Annotated in this window: 16 protein-coding genes; 9 read left to right on the top strand and 7 right to left on the bottom strand. The window is 71.8% G+C overall.

From position 1 onward, the window contains the following. Window position 1: 1 nt before the first annotated feature. Both rsmG and mnmG read right to left on the bottom strand, forming a co-directional pair. Window positions 2-661: a 16S rRNA (guanine(527)-N(7))-methyltransferase RsmG gene (gene rsmG, locus KAK03_RS16280; protein ID WP_210855270.1), complete on the bottom strand. Its 660-nt coding sequence runs from the start codon at window positions 659-661 to the stop codon at window positions 2-4. Further along, entirely contained in the window at window positions 658-2,670 is a 2,013-nt protein-coding gene (mnmG, locus tag KAK03_RS16275) for a tRNA uridine-5-carboxymethylaminomethyl(34) synthesis enzyme MnmG (protein WP_210855268.1), read from the bottom strand. The genes rsmG and mnmG overlap by 4 nt, the downstream gene beginning before the upstream one ends. 124 nt (window positions 2,671-2,794) lie before the next feature. Between mnmG and KAK03_RS16270 the strand changes: the two genes are divergently transcribed. Beyond that, window positions 2,795-3,055, top strand: coding sequence for a YkgJ family cysteine cluster protein (locus tag KAK03_RS16270; protein ID WP_210855267.1), 261 nt, complete (start codon window positions 2,795-2,797; stop codon window positions 3,053-3,055). Here the strand turns inward: KAK03_RS16270 and KAK03_RS16265 are convergent. Further along, window positions 3,018-3,242, bottom strand: coding sequence for a DUF2061 domain-containing protein (locus KAK03_RS16265; RefSeq protein ID WP_210855265.1), 225 nt, complete (start codon window positions 3,240-3,242; stop codon window positions 3,018-3,020). The two genes, KAK03_RS16270 and KAK03_RS16265, sit on opposite strands and share 38 nt — an antisense overlap. Before the next feature lie 124 nt (window positions 3,243-3,366). Between KAK03_RS16265 and KAK03_RS16260 the strand changes: the two genes are divergently transcribed. Both KAK03_RS16260 and KAK03_RS16255 read left to right on the top strand, forming a co-directional pair. Then, the gene (locus KAK03_RS16260; protein ID WP_210855263.1) at window positions 3,367-4,056 is read left to right on the top strand and encodes a Crp/Fnr family transcriptional regulator; all 690 of its coding nucleotides are present in this window, start codon (window positions 3,367-3,369) and stop codon (window positions 4,054-4,056) included. 90 nt (window positions 4,057-4,146) lie between these two features. Then, window positions 4,147-4,341, top strand: coding sequence for a YgaP family membrane protein (locus KAK03_RS16255; RefSeq protein WP_210855260.1), 195 nt, complete (start codon window positions 4,147-4,149; stop codon window positions 4,339-4,341). A 383-nt stretch (window positions 4,342-4,724) separates the two neighbouring features. Here KAK03_RS16255 and KAK03_RS16250 read toward each other — a convergent pair whose 3' ends face one another. Continuing rightward, entirely contained in the window at window positions 4,725-5,450 is a 726-nt protein-coding gene (locus KAK03_RS16250) for a helix-turn-helix transcriptional regulator (protein WP_210855258.1), read from the bottom strand. 110 nt (window positions 5,451-5,560) lie between these two features. Between KAK03_RS16250 and KAK03_RS16245 the strand changes: the two genes are divergently transcribed. Next, window positions 5,561-6,010 carry a DUF4902 domain-containing protein gene (locus KAK03_RS16245; protein ID WP_210855256.1) on the top strand — a complete coding sequence of 150 codons (450 nt, stop codon included), beginning with the start codon at window positions 5,561-5,563 and terminating at the stop codon, window positions 6,008-6,010. Between the two features lie 342 nt (window positions 6,011-6,352). Beyond that, the gene (gene gstA, locus KAK03_RS16240) at window positions 6,353-6,961 is read left to right on the top strand and encodes a glutathione transferase GstA (RefSeq protein ID WP_210855254.1); all 609 of its coding nucleotides are present in this window, start codon (window positions 6,353-6,355) and stop codon (window positions 6,959-6,961) included. Between the two features lie 16 nt (window positions 6,962-6,977). Here the strand turns inward: gstA and KAK03_RS16235 are convergent, their stop codons facing one another. Together KAK03_RS16235 and KAK03_RS16230 are read right to left on the bottom strand one after the other, a co-directional pair. Then, complete coding sequence (locus KAK03_RS16235; protein WP_210855252.1) at window positions 6,978-8,519, bottom strand: thioredoxin family protein; 1,542 nt, start codon at window positions 8,517-8,519, stop codon at window positions 6,978-6,980. 29 nt (window positions 8,520-8,548) lie between these two features. Beyond that, complete coding sequence (locus KAK03_RS16230; RefSeq protein WP_210855250.1) at window positions 8,549-9,277, bottom strand: hypothetical protein; 729 nt, start codon at window positions 9,275-9,277, stop codon at window positions 8,549-8,551. A gap of 23 nt (window positions 9,278-9,300) precedes the next feature. On the opposite strand from KAK03_RS16230, the gene KAK03_RS16225 reads away from it, so the two are divergent. The 3 genes from KAK03_RS16225 to KAK03_RS16215 all read left to right on the top strand — a co-directional run bounded on the left by KAK03_RS16225 (window position 9,301) and on the right by KAK03_RS16215 (window position 12,394). Further along, window positions 9,301-10,527 (top strand): tetratricopeptide repeat protein, encoded by a 1,227-nt coding sequence (locus KAK03_RS16225; RefSeq protein ID WP_210855248.1) that lies wholly within the window; start codon window positions 9,301-9,303, stop codon window positions 10,525-10,527. Window positions 10,528-10,613: 86 nt separating this feature from the next. After that, window positions 10,614-11,468, top strand: coding sequence for a pirin family protein (locus tag KAK03_RS16220; RefSeq protein WP_210855245.1), 855 nt, complete (start codon window positions 10,614-10,616; stop codon window positions 11,466-11,468). Between the two features lie 194 nt (window positions 11,469-11,662). Then, window positions 11,663-12,394, top strand: coding sequence for a hypothetical protein (locus tag KAK03_RS16215; RefSeq protein WP_210855244.1), 732 nt, complete (start codon window positions 11,663-11,665; stop codon window positions 12,392-12,394). Window positions 12,395-12,595: 201 nt separating this feature from the next. On the opposite strand, the gene KAK03_RS16210 is transcribed toward KAK03_RS16215, so the two are convergent. After that, complete coding sequence (locus tag KAK03_RS16210; protein WP_210855242.1) at window positions 12,596-13,888, bottom strand: DUF4397 domain-containing protein; 1,293 nt, start codon at window positions 13,886-13,888, stop codon at window positions 12,596-12,598. A 239-nt stretch (window positions 13,889-14,127) separates the two neighbouring features. Here KAK03_RS16210 and KAK03_RS25445 point away from each other — a divergent pair, with 239 nt between their 5' ends. Continuing rightward, window positions 14,128-15,537 (top strand): methyl-accepting chemotaxis protein, encoded by a 1,410-nt coding sequence (locus tag KAK03_RS25445; RefSeq protein WP_210855240.1) that lies wholly within the window; start codon window positions 14,128-14,130, stop codon window positions 15,535-15,537. Window positions 15,538-15,547 lie beyond the last annotated feature (10 nt).

The following is a 15,547-nucleotide window of genomic DNA, read 5'->3' as shown; positions in this document are numbered from 1 at the left end:
ATCAGTCCGCGGGCCGCAGCCAGACGATGCAGCGCTCGGCGTCCAGCCCGGGTACCGTCAGGCGTTCCACGTGGAACATCGACACATCCGTCGGCACGGCCTGGCGCTCGTCCTCGGTCAGGTGGGCCTTCATGGCGGCCCAGCAGCCGCCGGGTGCGAGGCGGCCGCGGGTGAGGGTGATGAAGTCGACCAGCGAGGCGAAGGCCCGCGAGGTGATCATCGCGTAGGGCGCGCCGCTCATGGTCTCGACCCGCTGGTGCACCGCCTGCAGCTGGCGCAGGCCCAGCTCGGCACCCACCTGGCGGATGAACGTGGCCTTCTTGGCGACGGTGTCGACGCAGGTGACCGACCAGCCGGGGTTGGCGATGGCCAGCACCACGCCGGGCAGGCCGGCGCCGCTGCCGACGTCGAGCAGGCGCAGGTCATCGGCGTGGCCCAGGGCGGTAGCCTGCTGGCGCAGCGGCTGCACCACGGCCAGGCAGTCCAGCAGGTGCTGGGTCAGCATCTGCGCCGGGTCGCGCACGGCGGTCAGGTTGTAGACCTGGTTCCAGCGGGCGATCAGGTCCAGGTAGGCCAGCAGCTGGGCTTCGGCGCCCTCGGGCAGTGTCAGGCCCAGGGCGGTGATGCCACGCGCCAGCGCGGCGGCGTGCGGGTGGCTCACGGCGGTGTGGTTTCCGGGGTGGCGGTGGTGTGGCCGTCGAAGCCCTTGAAGCGCTTCTTCTTCAGGTGGACCAGCAGCAGCGAAATGGCGGCCGGCGTCACGCCGGAGATGCGGGCGGCCTGGCCCAGCGTTTGGGGTTTCTGGCGGGCGAGCTTCTGACGCACTTCATGGCTGAGGGCGGTGACCTGGCTGTAGTCCAATTCCGGCGGCAGGGTCAGGTGCTCATAGGCCTGGGCGCGCTCGACTTCCTCCTGCTGCTTGTCGATGTAGCCGGCGTACTTGATGCCGATCTCCACCTGCTCGACCACGGTGTCGGCCAGCAGGTCGCCCAGCTCGGCGCGCAAGGTTTCACGTGAAACACCGGCGTCCGGGCGGGCGGTGGCGGCGATGGCGGTCAGGGTGTCGAAGCTGACGCCGGGTCGGCGCAGCAGGTCGGCCAGGTTGTACTCGCGCTCGATCGCCTTGCCCAGCAGCGGCTCGGCCGCCTCGGCCGGGAAGATGCCGGGGTGGACCCAAGTGGACTTCAGGCGTTCGGTTTCACGTGAAACAGCGTCGCGCTTGCGGTTGAAGGCGTCCCAGCGGACGTCGTCCACCAGGCCCAGCGAACGGCCCAGCTCGGTCAGGCGGGCGTCGGCGTTGTCCTCGCGCAGTTGCAGCCGGAACTCGGCGCGGCTGGTGAACATGCGGTAGGGCTCGGACACGCCCTTGGTCACCAGGTCATCGACCAGCACGCCCAGGTAGGCCTGGTCGCGGCGCAGGCTCAGCGCGGGGCGGCCCAGCACCTGGGCGGCAGCATTGGCGCCGGCGAACAGGCCCTGGGCGGCGGCCTCCTCGTAGCCGGTGGTGCCGTTGATCTGGCCGGCGAAAAACAGGCCGCGGATCGCGCGGGTCTCGAACGTGCTGCTCAGCTCGCGCGGGTCGAAGTAGTCGTACTCGATGGCGTAGCCGGGGCGCAGGATGTGGGCGCTCTCCAGACCGGTCATCGAACGCACGGCAGCCAGCTGGATGTCAAAGGGCAGCGAGGTGGAGATGCCGTTGGGGTAGAACTCGTTGGTCGTCAGGCCCTCGGGCTCGAGGAAGATCTGGTGGCTGTCCTTGTCGGCAAAGCGGTTGATCTTGTCCTCGATGCTGGGGCAGTAGCGCGGCCCCACGCCTTCGATGATGCCGGTGAACATCGGGCTGCGGTCAAAGCCCGAGCGGATGATGGCGTGCGTGCGCTCGTTGGTGTGGGTGATCCAGCAGGGCAGCTGCCGCGGGTGCATCGCGGCCGAGCCCAGGAAGCTGAACACCGGCACCTCGGGGCCGGTGGGCGCCGATTCGCCCCAGCGGCCCACCAGCGGCACGCCGTCGCCGGGCTGTTCGGTCAGGCGGCTGAAGTCGATCGTGCGGCCGTCGATGCGCGGCGGCGTGCCGGTCTTCAGCCGGCCCTGCGGCAGCTTCAGCTCCTTGAGCCGGGCCGACAGGCGCTGGGCCGGCGGGTCACCGGCGCGGCCGCCAGCGTGGTTGGCCAGGCCGACGTGGATCTTGCCGTCCAGGAAGGTGCCGGCGGTCAGCACCACGGACCGGCCACGGAAGGTGATGCCCAGCTGGGTGACGGCGCCGGTGACGCGGTCACCGTCGACCACCAGGTCGTCCACCGCCTGCTGGAAGATCGTCAGGTTCGGCTGGTTCTCCAGCCGGCGGCGGATCGCGGCCTTGTACAGGATGCGGTCGGCCTGGGCGCGGGTGGCGCGCACGGCCGGGCCCTTGCTGCCGTTGAGGATGCGGAACTGGATGCCGCCTTCATCGGTGGCCAGCGCCATCGCGCCGCCCAGCGCGTCGACCTCCTTGACCAGGTGGCCCTTGCCGATGCCGCCGATCGACGGGTTGCAGCTCATCTGGCCCAGCGTCTCGATGTTGTGGCTCAGCAGCAGCGTGGCCGCGCCCATGCGGGCGGCGGCCAGCGCGGCCTCGGTGCCGGCGTGGCCGCCACCGACGACGATGACGTCGAATTCCTGGGGATAGATCATGGGCGGGCAGGGGCCGGCGGCTGCGGCGTCGCGCGCGCAGCGTCTCCGGCGTCAGGGGGACCCGTGATTTTAGTGGGCGGCCCGCCGGCGTGCACGCCCGCCCGGCGGCAGGGACAATCGCGGCATGGACTGTCGCCCCCGCTGCGCCGCCTGCTGCATCGCGCCGTCGATCAGCAGTCCCATCCCCGGCATGCCGCAGGGCAAGCCAGCGGGCGTGCGCTGCGTGCAGCTGGACGAGGCCGACCGCTGCCGGATCTTCGGCCGACCGGAGCGGCCGGCGGTGTGCGCGTCGTTGCAGCCCTGCGAGGACATGTGCGGCGACAGCCGCGAGCAGGCGATGCGCTGGCTCAGTGGGCTGGAAGCGCAGACGCGTCCGTCGGACTGACCGCCGCGTCCCGGCGCGGCACGGCCCAGCGCTCCCAGGCCTTGTCAAAGCCGTAGTGGGCCACGGTGTTGACCAGCGGCTCGACCAGCGTGATCGCGCCGGCCAGCGCCAGGCTGCCGGTCAGCGCGTAGCCGACGCCGAACGAGGTGGCGATGTGGACGATGCCGAAGGCGGCGGACTTGGCCATGGACACACTCCTGTGCTGCAATGGGGCCCATTGTCAGAAAAACTATCAAGCGGCGCCATTTGATAGTTCTGATCGCCAGCATAGCCCGCAACAGCGCGGCCGGTGGCGCTTCTACACTCCGCCCATGACCGATGCCCCGCCGTCCCTCAGCCTGGCCGACCGGCTGGGCCAGGCCTACCCCGCCGTGGCCGCCCTGCCGGCTGCGCTGCGCGAGTCCGTGCTGGCCACGCACGCCATGGTGCTGACGGTGCCCCCGGGCACGCCGCTGTTCGAGGAGGGCGCACCCTGCCAGGGCTTTCCGATGCTGCTCAGCGGCGAGGTGCGGGTGGCGCGTGGTTCGCAGGGCGGCCGCTCGCTGGAGCTGTACCGGGTGACCCCGGGGGAGCTGTGCGTGGCCTCCACCGCCGGGCTGTTCGGCCAGAGCCCGCTGGTGGCGCACGGCCATGCCACGCAGCCCACCGAGCTGGTCGTGCTCAGCCGCGCGGGGTTCGAGTCCTGGGCGGTCGATCCGGGCTTCCGGCGCTTTGTCTTCGGCGTCTTTGGCGACCGCCTGGCCGATCTGATGGGTCTGGCCGAGGCGGTGGCCTTCCAGCGCCTGGACCAGCGCCTGGCGGCCGCGCTGCTGGGCCACGGCAGCCCGCTGCTGGTCACCCACCAGGCGCTGGCCGACGAGCTGGGCACGGTGCGCGAGATCGTCACCCGGCTGCTCAAGCGCTTCGAGCGCGCCGGCTGGCTCAGCCTGGGCCGCGAGCGCATCGAGCTGCTCGACGCCCCGGCGCTGCGCCGCCTGGCGGCCGGCCAGGGCGCTGAGTGACGGCGGTCACAGACGGGCGGGTCCGCTGCGGGCACCATGCGCATGCCTGGCCCGGCACAGGGCCTTGATCAACGCTGGAAGGAGTTCACCATGACTGCAAACGTCGGCGGCATTGACCGCATCGCCCGCATCCTCGTCGGCCTGGTGCTGATCGGCCTCACGCTGGCTGGCCAGATCGGTGTCTGGGGCTGGATTGGCGTCGTGCCCCTGCTGACCGGGCTGACCCGCTTCTGCCCGGCCTACCCGCTGCTGGGCATGAGCACCTGCTCGATGAAGAAGGACTGACACCGCCCCAAGAAAAACGACCCGGAAGGCGCAAGGCCTGCCGGGTCCAAGCTCAGCCCGTCAGGCGCGAGGCCGCGCGGGCTGTGGAGGGATCTCGTTGTCAGCGAACGGGCGTGGCATCCATGGTGGCCTCCGTCTCGTCGCCTTGTCTGGCGGGGTGTCCCAACGACGACCTCACCACTGCTTGTAGATATAGGACGCGCACTGGCGCGACTCACCAACCGCCGGTGCGGGGGAAGTCACGTTGCGACGCGATGACAGCGATTGGGTTCATGGCTCGACTCCTGGTGTCTGGACGGCAATCCGTTCTGGAATGACGTCATTGCACCAGCGAGCCCGCCCTGCGGGCAGCTACGCGCCGTGGCAGCTTGACAAGTTGGCGCCTATCGTCTAGGCGGGGTGATCAGGCCCAGTCGGACCGCCTTGGCGGCGGCCGAATGCTTGGTGGCGCAGCCCAGCTTGCGCATCGCGTTCTTCAGGTGGAAGGCCACCGTGTGCTCGCTGATGCTGAGCAGCTTGCCCACCACCCAGGCGCTCTTGTCCTCGAGGGTCCAGGTCAGCACGTCGCGCTCGCGCGCGGTCAGGTTGACGTTGTCTTCCTCGGGCTCGGGCACGCGGATCAGGCGCAGCGCGGCGTCATGGCTGTAGACCGCCATCAGCTGCAGCTCGGCCACCAGCGAGGTCAGCGTGTCCACGCTGTCGGGCAGCCGACCTGGACCGTTCACACCCAGCAGGTAATGCAGGCCACCGGCGTGCATGGCCAGGCCGATGCCCTGGTGGAAGCCGAAGGGCGCCTGCTCCTCCCAGAGGTCGGACGCGCCCGCCTTCACGTAGGTGGCCTGGTCCCAGACCACCGGCAGCGTCTGGTGCTTGACCGCCTGCAGCACCGGGTCGCGGCGCGAGTTGTCGCGGTTCTTGTGTGCGGCATAGAAGGCCTCGGGGATGTTGCCCACCGAGACGAAGGTGGCGTCGCCGTCGGGCTGGTCCACCACCACCACCGCGCTGACGGTGGCGAAGTCGCGCCGCTGGGCAAAGCGGATCAGCGCGCCTTCCAGGTCGACCAGGCTGGCGGCGTCGCGGGCGTCCAGGTACTCGGTGGCGATCACCATGACGCCCTCCGGGTCAGCCCTATCAACCCAGGCAGGTTGACCCCACCAGCGCGCTCCAGACAATGACGGCACGACACATCGCGCCGGACAAACCGGCCCAGGAAGGAACCATGTACCGTTGGAGCACCCTGGCATTGCCGCAGGTCGAATGGCCCACCTGCCACGTCCCCCCCACCCGATTCCGCCACCTGCACACCACGGTGGACGAGCCTGAGCTGCCCCGCGCCCGCGAAGTGGGCTACACCACCTGGCAGTCGATCGAGGCCGGTCCGATGGTGCGGCTGGGCTGGGACTGGGCGCTGATCGACGACGGCATCGTCGTGCTGGCCGACCCGCTGGGCATCAACTCGAACCTGTGCTTCCTGCAGGAGCACGAGCCGATCCACGCCAGCCGCGCCGCGGCGCACCTGAATGCCATTGTTCATGCGCTGCCCTGGCAGGCGACGATCCTGAAGGCGCTGCGGCGCCTGCGCGCCGACGGCACCCAGGCGCCACCGTCGCGGGCGCGACGTCGGCGCGAGGACGGCCTGGAGCGCACGCCCCCGCCAAGTGGGCGCTGACAGGCCGGCGGCAGACCCGCCTGGGGTCGCCCCCGTGCTGACCGGCACCTGGTGCCGACTCCTCGTCATGTTGCGCCCATCGACCATCGCATGACCGCGCGGCCGAGCCGGACCGCGCCACCGAGTCCCGGGCCGCTCTGCGGCGACGCCGTGGACCTGGCTCCCCAGAAACTGCGAATGTATACCGAGCCGAAGGCGCCGACCACCGCAGCGCGGCGATGACACACCGCCGTTGGGTGGCCGCACCACAGCCGTGTGCGCCCGTGCGGGCACGCAGCCCTTGCGAACGGGGGGCGCTTGCTGGCAGCATCGGCCCCCCTGACCACTGATGGAACCCTTCCAATGAAGCTCTACTACAGCCCTGGCGCCTGCTCGCTCGCCCCGCACATCGCGCTGCGCGAGACCGGCCTGCCCTTCGATCTGGCGCTGGCCAGCACGAAGACCAAGAAGCTGGCCGACGGCAGCGACTTCCTGGCCATCAACCCCAAGGGCCAGGTGCCGCTGCTGGAGCTGGACAACGGTGAGCGCCTCAGCGAGGGCCCGGTCATCCAGCAGTACATCGCCGACCTGGCCCCGGCCAGCGGCCTGGTGCCGCCCGCCGGCACGATGGCGCGCTACCGCGTGCTGGAGTGGCTGAACTTCGTCACCAGCGAACTGCACAAGGGCTTCTCGCCGCTGTTCAACCCGGCCGTGCCGGCCGAGGCCAAGCCGGTCTTTGCCGGCCGCCTGAAGGAGCGCCTGGCCTGGGTCGACAGCCAGCTGGCCGGCCGCGACTACCTGACCGGCGACACCTTCACGATCGCCGACAGCTACCTCTTCGTGGTCAGCAACTGGACCGCGCCCACTGGCATCGACATCAGCGATCTGCCGAACCTGGCGGCCTTCCGGGCCCGCGTGTCGGCCCGCCCGGCGGTGCAGGCGGCGATGCAGGCCGAAGGCTTGATCAAGTAAGCGCTCGCTGACGGCCTCAGCCTTTCAGCAGCGCGTCACAGGTGGCGCGCTGCGCATCGGCGGCCGGCAGCGCCTGGCACACCGGCCCGAGCTGGCCGCGCAGGCGCCCGATCACCGCGGCGTGGCTGCCATCGGCGTTCCAGGTGGCGAGCTTGCTGGACATGCGCTGCAGTGAGCGCGCACTGCGTTCGTGGAAGGCGGCGTTCTGGCCGGCGGCTTCCTTCAGCATCGCCGCGGCGGCGGCCTCGATGCGCGCGCTGTCCTGCGGCGCCAGATCGACCAGCGTGCTGACGTAGGCGGCACCCCATTGCAGCCGGGTGGCGCCGCCGCTGGCGCGCTCGAAGGCCTGGCCGGACCAGTCCACCGCCTCGGCCGTGCGCCCCTGCTGGCGCGCATTGCTGGCCAGCTGGCTCATCAGGTAGTAGGGCGAGTGGCTCTTCGCCAGGTTGGCCTTCAGCAGCGCGTCGCTGTCGGCCCACAGGCCGGCACGAGCCAGGCCGTGGGCGGCGGCGGTGATCACGGTCTGGCGCTCGTTGCCATCCTTGACGTCGCGGTCGAACAAAGCGGCCGTGTCGCGCATCTGCTGTTTCAGCGCCGCGGGCAGGGTGGGCGCCTTGCTGTCCTTCGGCTGGCCCAGCCGCTGCAGGTCGATGCGGGCGATCAGCGCGCTCAGGCGGTCGGCACGCGACAGCGTGGCGTCGGCCTGCAGGGCCTGCAGGGCGCGGTCGTAGGCCGCCACCAGGGCGTCGCGATCGGCGCCGGCCGTCGGGGCGGCGGCCGCAGCCAGCTCGGCCGGGTAGTTGACCAGCACATCCATCAGCGCGCGGGCGCGGGCCGGCTGGCCCATCAGCGCCTGCACCCGCTGGCGGGTGGCGGCATCGGCGCGCAGGCCGTGCTGCTCATTGCTGGCGGCCAGCGCGCGCAGCAGCAGGCGCTCGGCGCTGTCGCGCTCGGCCTTCGGGCAGGCCGCGGCCAACTGCGCCAGCAGGCCGGGGCGCTCGGCCTCGGGCACCAGGCGGTCCTCGTCGGTGTCCCAGCTGTAAAAGGCCAGCAGCTGCCACTCGGCGGGCTTGAGCGACTTGCCGGCACGGGCGTCGGCCAACACTGCCGACACCGGCCGCCCGCCCGACAGGCCCAGCTGCAGCACGCGCAGCACCTGCGGTGCGTCGATCTCGCCGGGCAGGCGGGTGAGCTCCTGGCCCTGCGGGTCCATCAGGATCATGGTGGGGTAGCCGCGCACCTTGAAGCGGCTGGCCAGCTTCTGCGCGCCAGGCGCGTCGCCGTCCAGATAGACCGGCACCACCGACTTGCTGCGCTCGATGAAGTCCTGGCGGTTGAACAGCGTGGACTTCAGGTGATTGCAGGGCGGGCACCACACCGCGCCCCAGTACAGCAGCACCGGCTTGCGCTGCTCGCGGGCCTGGGCAAAGGCGCGCTCGATGTCGGCGTCGGCCTCGGCGCTGAGCCAGGCCACGGCGTTCGGGCCCGAGGGCACAGCGGCAGGCGCCGGGCCGGCCAGCGCACAGAGCAGGGTGGCGATCAGGGCAGTGTGTTTCATGTCGGCTCCGCGGTCGGGGCCCGATTCTGCTACGCCACCGGGCCCAGCGGCGCCTGGGGACTCTCCTCGTCCGGCGGCTCCGGCGTGGCGCGGGCCAGTGCCATCCACAGGCCCAGCTGCGGCGTGAACGGGCGCCGGGGCGCCGGGCGCAACACCTCCAGCGCGCCGCCGGGCGTGGCCTGCAGCACGCCGAACAGCGGCGGGATCTCGTCGGCCTGCGCAATGCCCGCGGCCAGCACGTACCAGCACTCGCTGGCCAGCGCGCGGTAGGCCTCGGCCTTGGCCGGGCGGCGCAGGTCGGCCAGCAGGTCGGCGCGCGAGACCTTCACCTCGTGGGCGATCGGCAGCAGCGCGTCCTCGCGGGTGGTGTGGCGGATCGAGTAGACATCCGGCATGGCCACCACCCAGCGGGTGCGGCTGCCGCCGGCCGCCTCGGGCTCGACCAGCGGGGCGCGCAGCGCCAGGCCGCGCCAGGCCAGCCGGCCGTCGCGCTGCATCGCCTGCGCGACCTGCGCGACCAGGTCCTCGTGCGCGCCGCGCGCGGCCTGGTGCCGCCGGCGCGCGTCCAGCAGCTGGGCGATGCCGGCATCGGTCAGCCGCAGCGTCTCGCGGCCCTCGCCGTCCAGCAGCCGCTCGACCCAGCCGGCGCCGATCAGCTCCAGCTCCAGCATGTCGCGGCTGGGCCAGCCGGCCGAGCGCCACAGCGCGCGCAGCCGCTGGCGCTGGGCGGGCGTGGCGCGAAGAGCAGGCGCGGTCATCGCCCGCATGCTAGCCTCGCCCCATGGCCGACAACACCCCTGCGCGCCCGATGCCCGAGGGCTGGGACCAGCCCGCTGAACGCCTGTGGCGCGCGGGCCAGCGCATGCCGGCCATCCAGGCGGCCGTGGCGGCGATCAACGGCTTCGGCGAACGCAAGCCGGCGCCGCGCGTGCTGCAGCTGGCCTACTACCTCTTCCTGATCGGTGACTACGGCGGCGCCGCCACGGTGCTGGAACAGCTGCTGCGCCAGCAGCCCGAGCACCAGGAGGCCCTGATCAACCTGGCTGTCTGCCAGCAGCGCCTGGGCCGCCACGCCGAGGTGCTGTCGCTGTCCGAGCGGGTGCTGGCCTTGCAGCCCGATCTGCCGCTGGCGCTGGACCTGCGGGCCAAGTCGCTGATGCGCGTGGGCCGGCGCGCGGAGGCCCTGGAGGCCGGGCGCCTGTCGCTGGACACCAAGGACCGCGCGTTGCCCGAGCCCGAGCCACCCTGGCAGCCGCCGCCGCACCCGCTGGCGCAGCAGGTGCAGGGCAAGACCTCGGTGGTGTCGTTCTCGCTGTGGGGCGCCAACCCGCGCTACTTGCGCGGCGCGCTGCGCAATGCGCTGTTGATGCCCGACCTCTACCCGGGCTGGGTGATGCGTCTGTCACTGGACGAGACCGTGCCCGAGGCATTCGTCAATGTGATGCGCTCGCTGATGGTGGATGTGCGGGTGATGCCCTCCGGGCAGTCGCTGCGCCAGCGCCTGTGCTGGCGCTTCCTGGTGGCCAACGACCCCGCGGTGGGGCGCTTTGTGGTGCGCGACTGCGACTCGGTCTTCAGCCTGCGCGAGGTGCGCGCGGTCGACGACTGGATCGCCTCGGGCCGCTGGTTCCATGTGATCCGCGACTGGTGGACCCACACCGACCTGATGCTCGCCGGGCTGTGGGGCGGCGTGGCCGGCGTGCTGCCCGACCTGGGGCCGCTGCTGACGGCCTACCAGAGCCGCCAGGCCGAGACGCCCAACGTCGACCAGTGGTTCCTGCGTGACTGCGTCTGGCCGCTGGTGCGCCGCCATGTGCTGGTGCACGACCGCCTGTTCGCGGTCGAGGGCCGGGTGGTGCTGCCCGATCCACAGGGCAACGTCCACATCGGCCAGGACGAATTTGCCGCCCACCGCGAGCGCCAGCAGCGGCTGCTCAGCGCCTGGATCGAGCGCCTGCCCTGCCTGCGTCTGCCTGACGACGTGCCCGTCGAGGCCATGAAGCGCTGAGGCGCCCCGCACCAGCGAGAAATTGCAACGCTGCGTGCGCCGCGCCTGCACCTGCGGCGCCCGCACCGGACCTAGCATCCCACCTCATGGACACCCTCACCTCGCCCCGTCTCCTCGACACCATCGTCACCGGCCGCCCCACCAGCGACGGTGCCGGCGTGCGCCTGGTGCGCCTGCTCGATGGCCCGCTGCAGCAGCGTCTGGACCCGTTCCTGATGCTCGACGCCTTCGGCTCGGACGAGGCCGCCGATTACATCGCCGGCTTCCCGGACCATCCGCACCGCGGCTTCGAGACCGTGACCTACATGATCGCCGGGCGCATGCGCCACCGCGACTCGGCCGGCCACGAGGGCCTGCTGGAGAACGGCGGCGTGCAATGGATGACCGCCGGCCGCGGCGTCATCCACAGCGAGCTGCCCGAGCAGGAAGAAGGCCGGATGGAGGGCTTCCAGCTCTGGCTGAACCTGCCTGGCCGCGACAAGCTGTGCCCGCCCTGGTACCGCGACTTCAGCGACGCCCAGATCCCCGAATGGCAGGCGCCTGGCGTGCGCGTGCGCGTGATCGCCGGCCAACACCAGGGCGTGCAGGGCGCGGTGCAGCGCGAGGCCACCCAGGTGCTGTACCTGGACGTGCACCTGGCGCCGGGCGCGGCGCACGCGGTGGCCATCCCGGCCGCGCACAACGCCTTCGTGCACGTCTACCGCGGTGAAGCCGCACTGGGCGGCGGCCGCCTGGTGGCGGGCCAGATGGGTCTGCTGGCCAACCAGGCCGGCAGCGACGGCGTGCAGCTGTCCAACCCCGGTGCGCAGCCGGCACGCCTGCTGGTGCTGGCGGGACAGCCGCTGGGTGAGCCGATCGTCCAGTACGGCCCCTTCGTGATGAACACGCCGCAGCAGATCCACGAGGCGATCGCCGACTTCCGCGCCGGCCGCCTGGCCTGAGGGCGCGGGCGGCCCGGTCGGGCCGGACCGGCCGGACTGGCGCGACGGCCAGGTCGGAAACTGGGGGGGGACTGCACACCTAGGGGGGTGTCTGGTGAGCCGTCCCACCCGGGCGCTGGGCGTTCCCCATCGAGGCCGCCACGTGGACGGCCCCGCCCCGGGGCGGCGAGCAGCCCGAAGCCCGACACCACACCATGAAGACCACCCACCTGAGTGCGCTGCGCGTCATGTTCGCGCTCGCCGCTGTCCTGGCCCTGGGCCAGGGCCTGACCGCCTGTGGCGGCAGTGACTCACCCGCCCCTGCGCCGGTGCCGGCGCCGCCCCCTCCCCCTCCCCCGCCGCCGCCCCCGCCTCCTCCTCCGCCCCCCCCGCCGCCGTCCGGCGATGGTCCGACGGTCACGCTGTCGCAGCTGGAGAAGCTCTGCCCGACCAAGACCACGCTGGGCACCATCGTCGCCTACACGCAGTGCAAGGCCTCGACCACCGACGCGCAGGCGAACCAGGACGTGTTCGGTGCGATCAACGCCTGGATCGCGGCCAACTCCGACACCGCCACGCCGCCCAACGGGCCGGGCAAGGTGTACCAGGCTGACGGCCTCAAGGGTCAGGCCACCGACGGCTCACTGACCACGATCGCCCTGAACGACGACTGCAACTTCTTCCTGGAGCCGGGGCTGGGCATCTGGATGCCCACCTACCAGCAGGCCAAGCTGGCGGCGACACCGTCGCTGGCCTTTGCCGGCACAGCGGTGGACGAGATCGACGTCGATGCCAACGGCGTGGTGATCTACATGCGCACCGGCGACTTCATGAGCACCGGTGGCGGCATGGAGTTCAACTTCCCCGGCGTCACCGGCGGCACCGTCGCCGAGCACATCTGGGGCGTGTCCGGCAAGTTCGTGTTCTGCAAGCTCAAGTCGTCTTGAGCGGAGCGCCCCGTGCCGCGGTACCCCGCGGCCGGGGGCGCCGCGCAGGCCAGCGCACGGCCGCTCCACGGGCTCGCAGAGCTCGCCCGGCTCGTCAGGCGCGCCGACGTCCTCAGGACGTCGACACGTCAGGACTCGCCCAAAGCGGCCTGCGCACCCCCTCGGGGGGTGGCCGCGGTACCCCGCGGCCGGGGGCGCCAATCAGCGTTCCTTGCGCAGCGCCCCCGAAGGCGCGGCCGAGGTGCCGAACATGAACACCGTGTACACGCCCTGTGCCGCCAATGCGGTGTCGGTGAGGCTGTAGAGCGCGGTCGAGGACAGCGCCGAGCTGACCTCCAGCGTCGCGGCGTCGTTGCTGTTGAGCGCCACCGGGTCGGACACCGCGCCGGCGGCCAGGTCCGAGATCACGGCCTCGTAGTCGACCGTCAGCGTCAGCGGGTAGCTGTCCATGCCGTTCATCGCATTGAGCAGACGCAGCTTGTACTTGCTGGTGCTGGTGGGCAGGCGGTTGTCGTCCTCGACCACGCTGACGGTGGGCGAGGCGGCGGTGCCGCTGACCAGCAGCGTGTAGTCGCCGCCGGCCTCCAGCGTGGCGGTGCGCGCGGCCAGGCTGCTGCCCGCCACGCTGACGCTGATCGCCACACTGCTGCCCGCGTCCACCAGCTTGTAGCTGCCGATCGTCGGCGAGGGCGCGCCGCTGAGCAGCGACACGCCGCCCACGCTGGCGCTGACCGTGGCGCCACTGGCCACGCCCCCCACCACGCGCACCCGCGCCTGGGTGTTCAGCAGCGCGGTGACCGCGCCGCCCTGCACCAGCTGCATCGCATGCACCAGCACGCCGCCCGGGCCGGGCATCAGCACCAGCGTGACCACGCCGGTGCTGGCCAGCGTGATGCTGGCCACGTCCAGCCGCAGGTCGCTGGTGTCTTCACTGGCGGTGACGCGCAGGCGGTAGGTGCCGGCGGTCACGCTGGTCACGCTCGAGGACGAGCCGCCCGCCACGCCGGTGGCCACCGGTGTCGAGGCGTCCAGGTCATCGCTGGCGGCGGTCAGGTAGACGTCCAGGCTGCCGGCATCGCTGGCGGTGTTGAGCACCGTCAGCTTGGTCTTGCCGCTGTCGGCGGCGTCCACCGAGTCGGCGATCAGGTTGGACTTCAGCGCCCCCTGCCAGCCGTAGGCCACGGCGGTGTACTGGGTGTCGGTCTCCAGCGTACGGCTCTGGCTCAGCAGGTAGGTGGCCGAGTCGGCATTGGTCAGTGCCGCGGTGACGGTCGCGGCCGAGACGCTGGTGTAGCTGCTGGCGCTGCCGTAGGCCACCGAGGACAGCAGCAGCTCATCGTCGATGTACAGGTCGAGCGCGTCGTAGCCGCTGGCGTTGACCAGGCGCAGCGAGGCATCGCCACTGCTGGAGCCCCCGCAGCCGACCAGGCTGGTCATCGGCAGGGCGGCAATCAGGCCCAGGAAGTGGCGCTTGGACAGGCGGTGTTCGGACAAAAGGGGCTCCTCGGCAGGTCGGTTGGGTGTCTTGTCGGCTGGCAGGCGATCGTGGCGAGGGCGTGTTGCGCGCATGTTGCGCGGCGGTCGCTTGCGCGTGAACCCCGCGCGGGTCGCCCCCGGCGGAACAGGACCGGCAAGCCCGGGCATTTTGCGCCTATGGCCGCCCGGACTGACCGGCACAGTGGCGTCCTGGGCGACTGCCCCCGTCGCCGTCCCGTTCCTTGCCAGGAGACCGCATGGCCTCGTCCCTTCCCCCGTCCCGCCTGGCCCGCCAGGCGGATCGACTGATCCTGTTGTCCCTGCTCGCCTCGGTCGTGATGGCCGTCGGGCTGGGGGTGTATGTCGGCCAGCCGGGCCTGGCCCTGGGCGCCGGCCTGCCGCTGGCCCTGCTGGGCACCCTGGTGGCGCTGGGCGCGCCGGGCTCGCTGGCGTCGCGGCTGGTGCTGTCGGCGACGCTGATGTCCAGCGTGGCGCTGCACATCCAGCTGGCCCGCGGCCTGACCGAGATGCACTTCGGCGTCTTCGTGACCCTGGCCTTCCTGCTGGCCTACCGTGACTGGCGGCCGCTGGTGCTGGCGGCCGGCGTGATTGCGGTGCACCACGTGGTGTTCGATCGTCTGCAGGCGGCCGGCCTGGGCACCTACTGCCTGGCCGAACCCGACCTGATGCGGGTGATGGTGCACGCCGGCTACGTGGTGGTGCAGACCGCGCTGGAGGTGTACCTGGCGACGCTGATGCGCAGCGCGGCCACCCAGGGACAGGAGCTGGAAAGCCTGGTCGAGCACCTGGGCGCCCAGGGCCGCATCGCGCTGGACGTGCAGTCGCTGCCGGCGCGCACGTCCGCGGCCGCCGGCCTGAAGACGGCGCTGCTGTCGCTGGGGGAGGTGCTGAAGACCGTGGGTGGCAGCATCGCCAGCATCCAGACCGCGTCCAGCGAGATCGCCAGCGGCAGCCTGGACCTCAGCGGCCGCACCGAGCAGGCCGCCGGACAGCTGCAGCAGACCGCCTCGGCGATGGTGCAGCTCTCTGGCGCCGTGCAGCAGACGGCCGAGTCCGCCCGCGTGGCCAGCCAGCTGGCGGCCGGCGCCGCCGAGGTGGCCGGGCGCGGCGGCCAGGTGGTGGCCGACGTCGTGACCACGATGGGCGAGATCAACCAGGCCTCCAAGCGCATCGCCGACATCATCGGCGTCATCGACGGCATCGCCTTCCAGACCAACATCCTGGCGCTGAACGCGGCGGTCGAAGCCGCCCGCGCCGGCGAGCAGGGCCGCGGCTTCGCGGTGGTGGCCGGCGAGGTGCGCAGCCTGGCCGGCCGCTCGGCCGAGGCGGCGCGCGAGATCAAGCAGCTGATCGGCGACAGCGTGCAGAAGGTGGACGCCGGCGCCCAGCTGGTGGGCTCGGCCGGCACGACGATGGACGAGATCGTCGCCGCGGTGCAGCGCGTCTCCGACATCATCCGCGACATCACCGCCGCCACGCAGGCCCAGAGCGAGGGCATCGCCCAGGTCAACGGCGCGGTGCACCAGCTCGACGCCTCCACCCAGCAGAACGCCGCGCTGGTCGAGCAGAGCTCGGCCGCCGCCGAGAGCCTGCGCCAGCAGGCCGGTCAGCTGGCCCAGGCGATGCAGGGCATCCGCGCCGCCTGAACGCCCGCGG

Origin of the sequence: Ideonella alba (genome assembly GCF_018069845.1) — a bacterium.
Classification (GTDB): Bacteria; Pseudomonadota; Gammaproteobacteria; order Burkholderiales; family Burkholderiaceae_C; genus Ideonella; species Ideonella alba.
Note: the sequence above shows the minus strand (reverse complement) of the source record. Positions and strands in the feature narration are given on the sequence as shown.

Coding starts and splice junctions, on each gene's coding strand:
- mnmG (WP_210855268.1), bottom strand. CDS start 2,670: ATGATCTATCCCCAGGAATTCGACGTCATCGTCGTCGGTGGCGGCCAC.
- KAK03_RS16270 (WP_210855267.1), top strand. CDS start 2,795: ATGGACTGTCGCCCCCGCTGCGCCGCCTGCTGCATCGCGCCGTCGATC.
- KAK03_RS16265 (WP_210855265.1), bottom strand. CDS start 3,242: ATGGCCAAGTCCGCCGCCTTCGGCATCGTCCACATCGCCACCTCGTTC.
- KAK03_RS16260 (WP_210855263.1), top strand. CDS start 3,367: ATGACCGATGCCCCGCCGTCCCTCAGCCTGGCCGACCGGCTGGGCCAG.
- KAK03_RS16255 (WP_210855260.1), top strand. CDS start 4,147: ATGACTGCAAACGTCGGCGGCATTGACCGCATCGCCCGCATCCTCGTC.
- KAK03_RS16250 (WP_210855258.1), bottom strand. CDS start 5,450: ATGGTGATCGCCACCGAGTACCTGGACGCCCGCGACGCCGCCAGCCTG.
- KAK03_RS16245 (WP_210855256.1), top strand. CDS start 5,561: ATGTACCGTTGGAGCACCCTGGCATTGCCGCAGGTCGAATGGCCCACC.
- gstA (WP_210855254.1), top strand. CDS start 6,353: ATGAAGCTCTACTACAGCCCTGGCGCCTGCTCGCTCGCCCCGCACATC.
- KAK03_RS16235 (WP_210855252.1), bottom strand. CDS start 8,519: ATGAAACACACTGCCCTGATCGCCACCCTGCTCTGTGCGCTGGCCGGC.
- KAK03_RS16230 (WP_210855250.1), bottom strand. CDS start 9,277: ATGACCGCGCCTGCTCTTCGCGCCACGCCCGCCCAGCGCCAGCGGCTG.
- KAK03_RS16225 (WP_210855248.1), top strand. CDS start 9,301: ATGGCCGACAACACCCCTGCGCGCCCGATGCCCGAGGGCTGGGACCAG.
- KAK03_RS16220 (WP_210855245.1), top strand. CDS start 10,614: ATGGACACCCTCACCTCGCCCCGTCTCCTCGACACCATCGTCACCGGC.
- KAK03_RS16215 (WP_210855244.1), top strand. CDS start 11,663: ATGAAGACCACCCACCTGAGTGCGCTGCGCGTCATGTTCGCGCTCGCC.
- KAK03_RS25445 (WP_210855240.1), top strand. CDS start 14,128: ATGGCCTCGTCCCTTCCCCCGTCCCGCCTGGCCCGCCAGGCGGATCGA.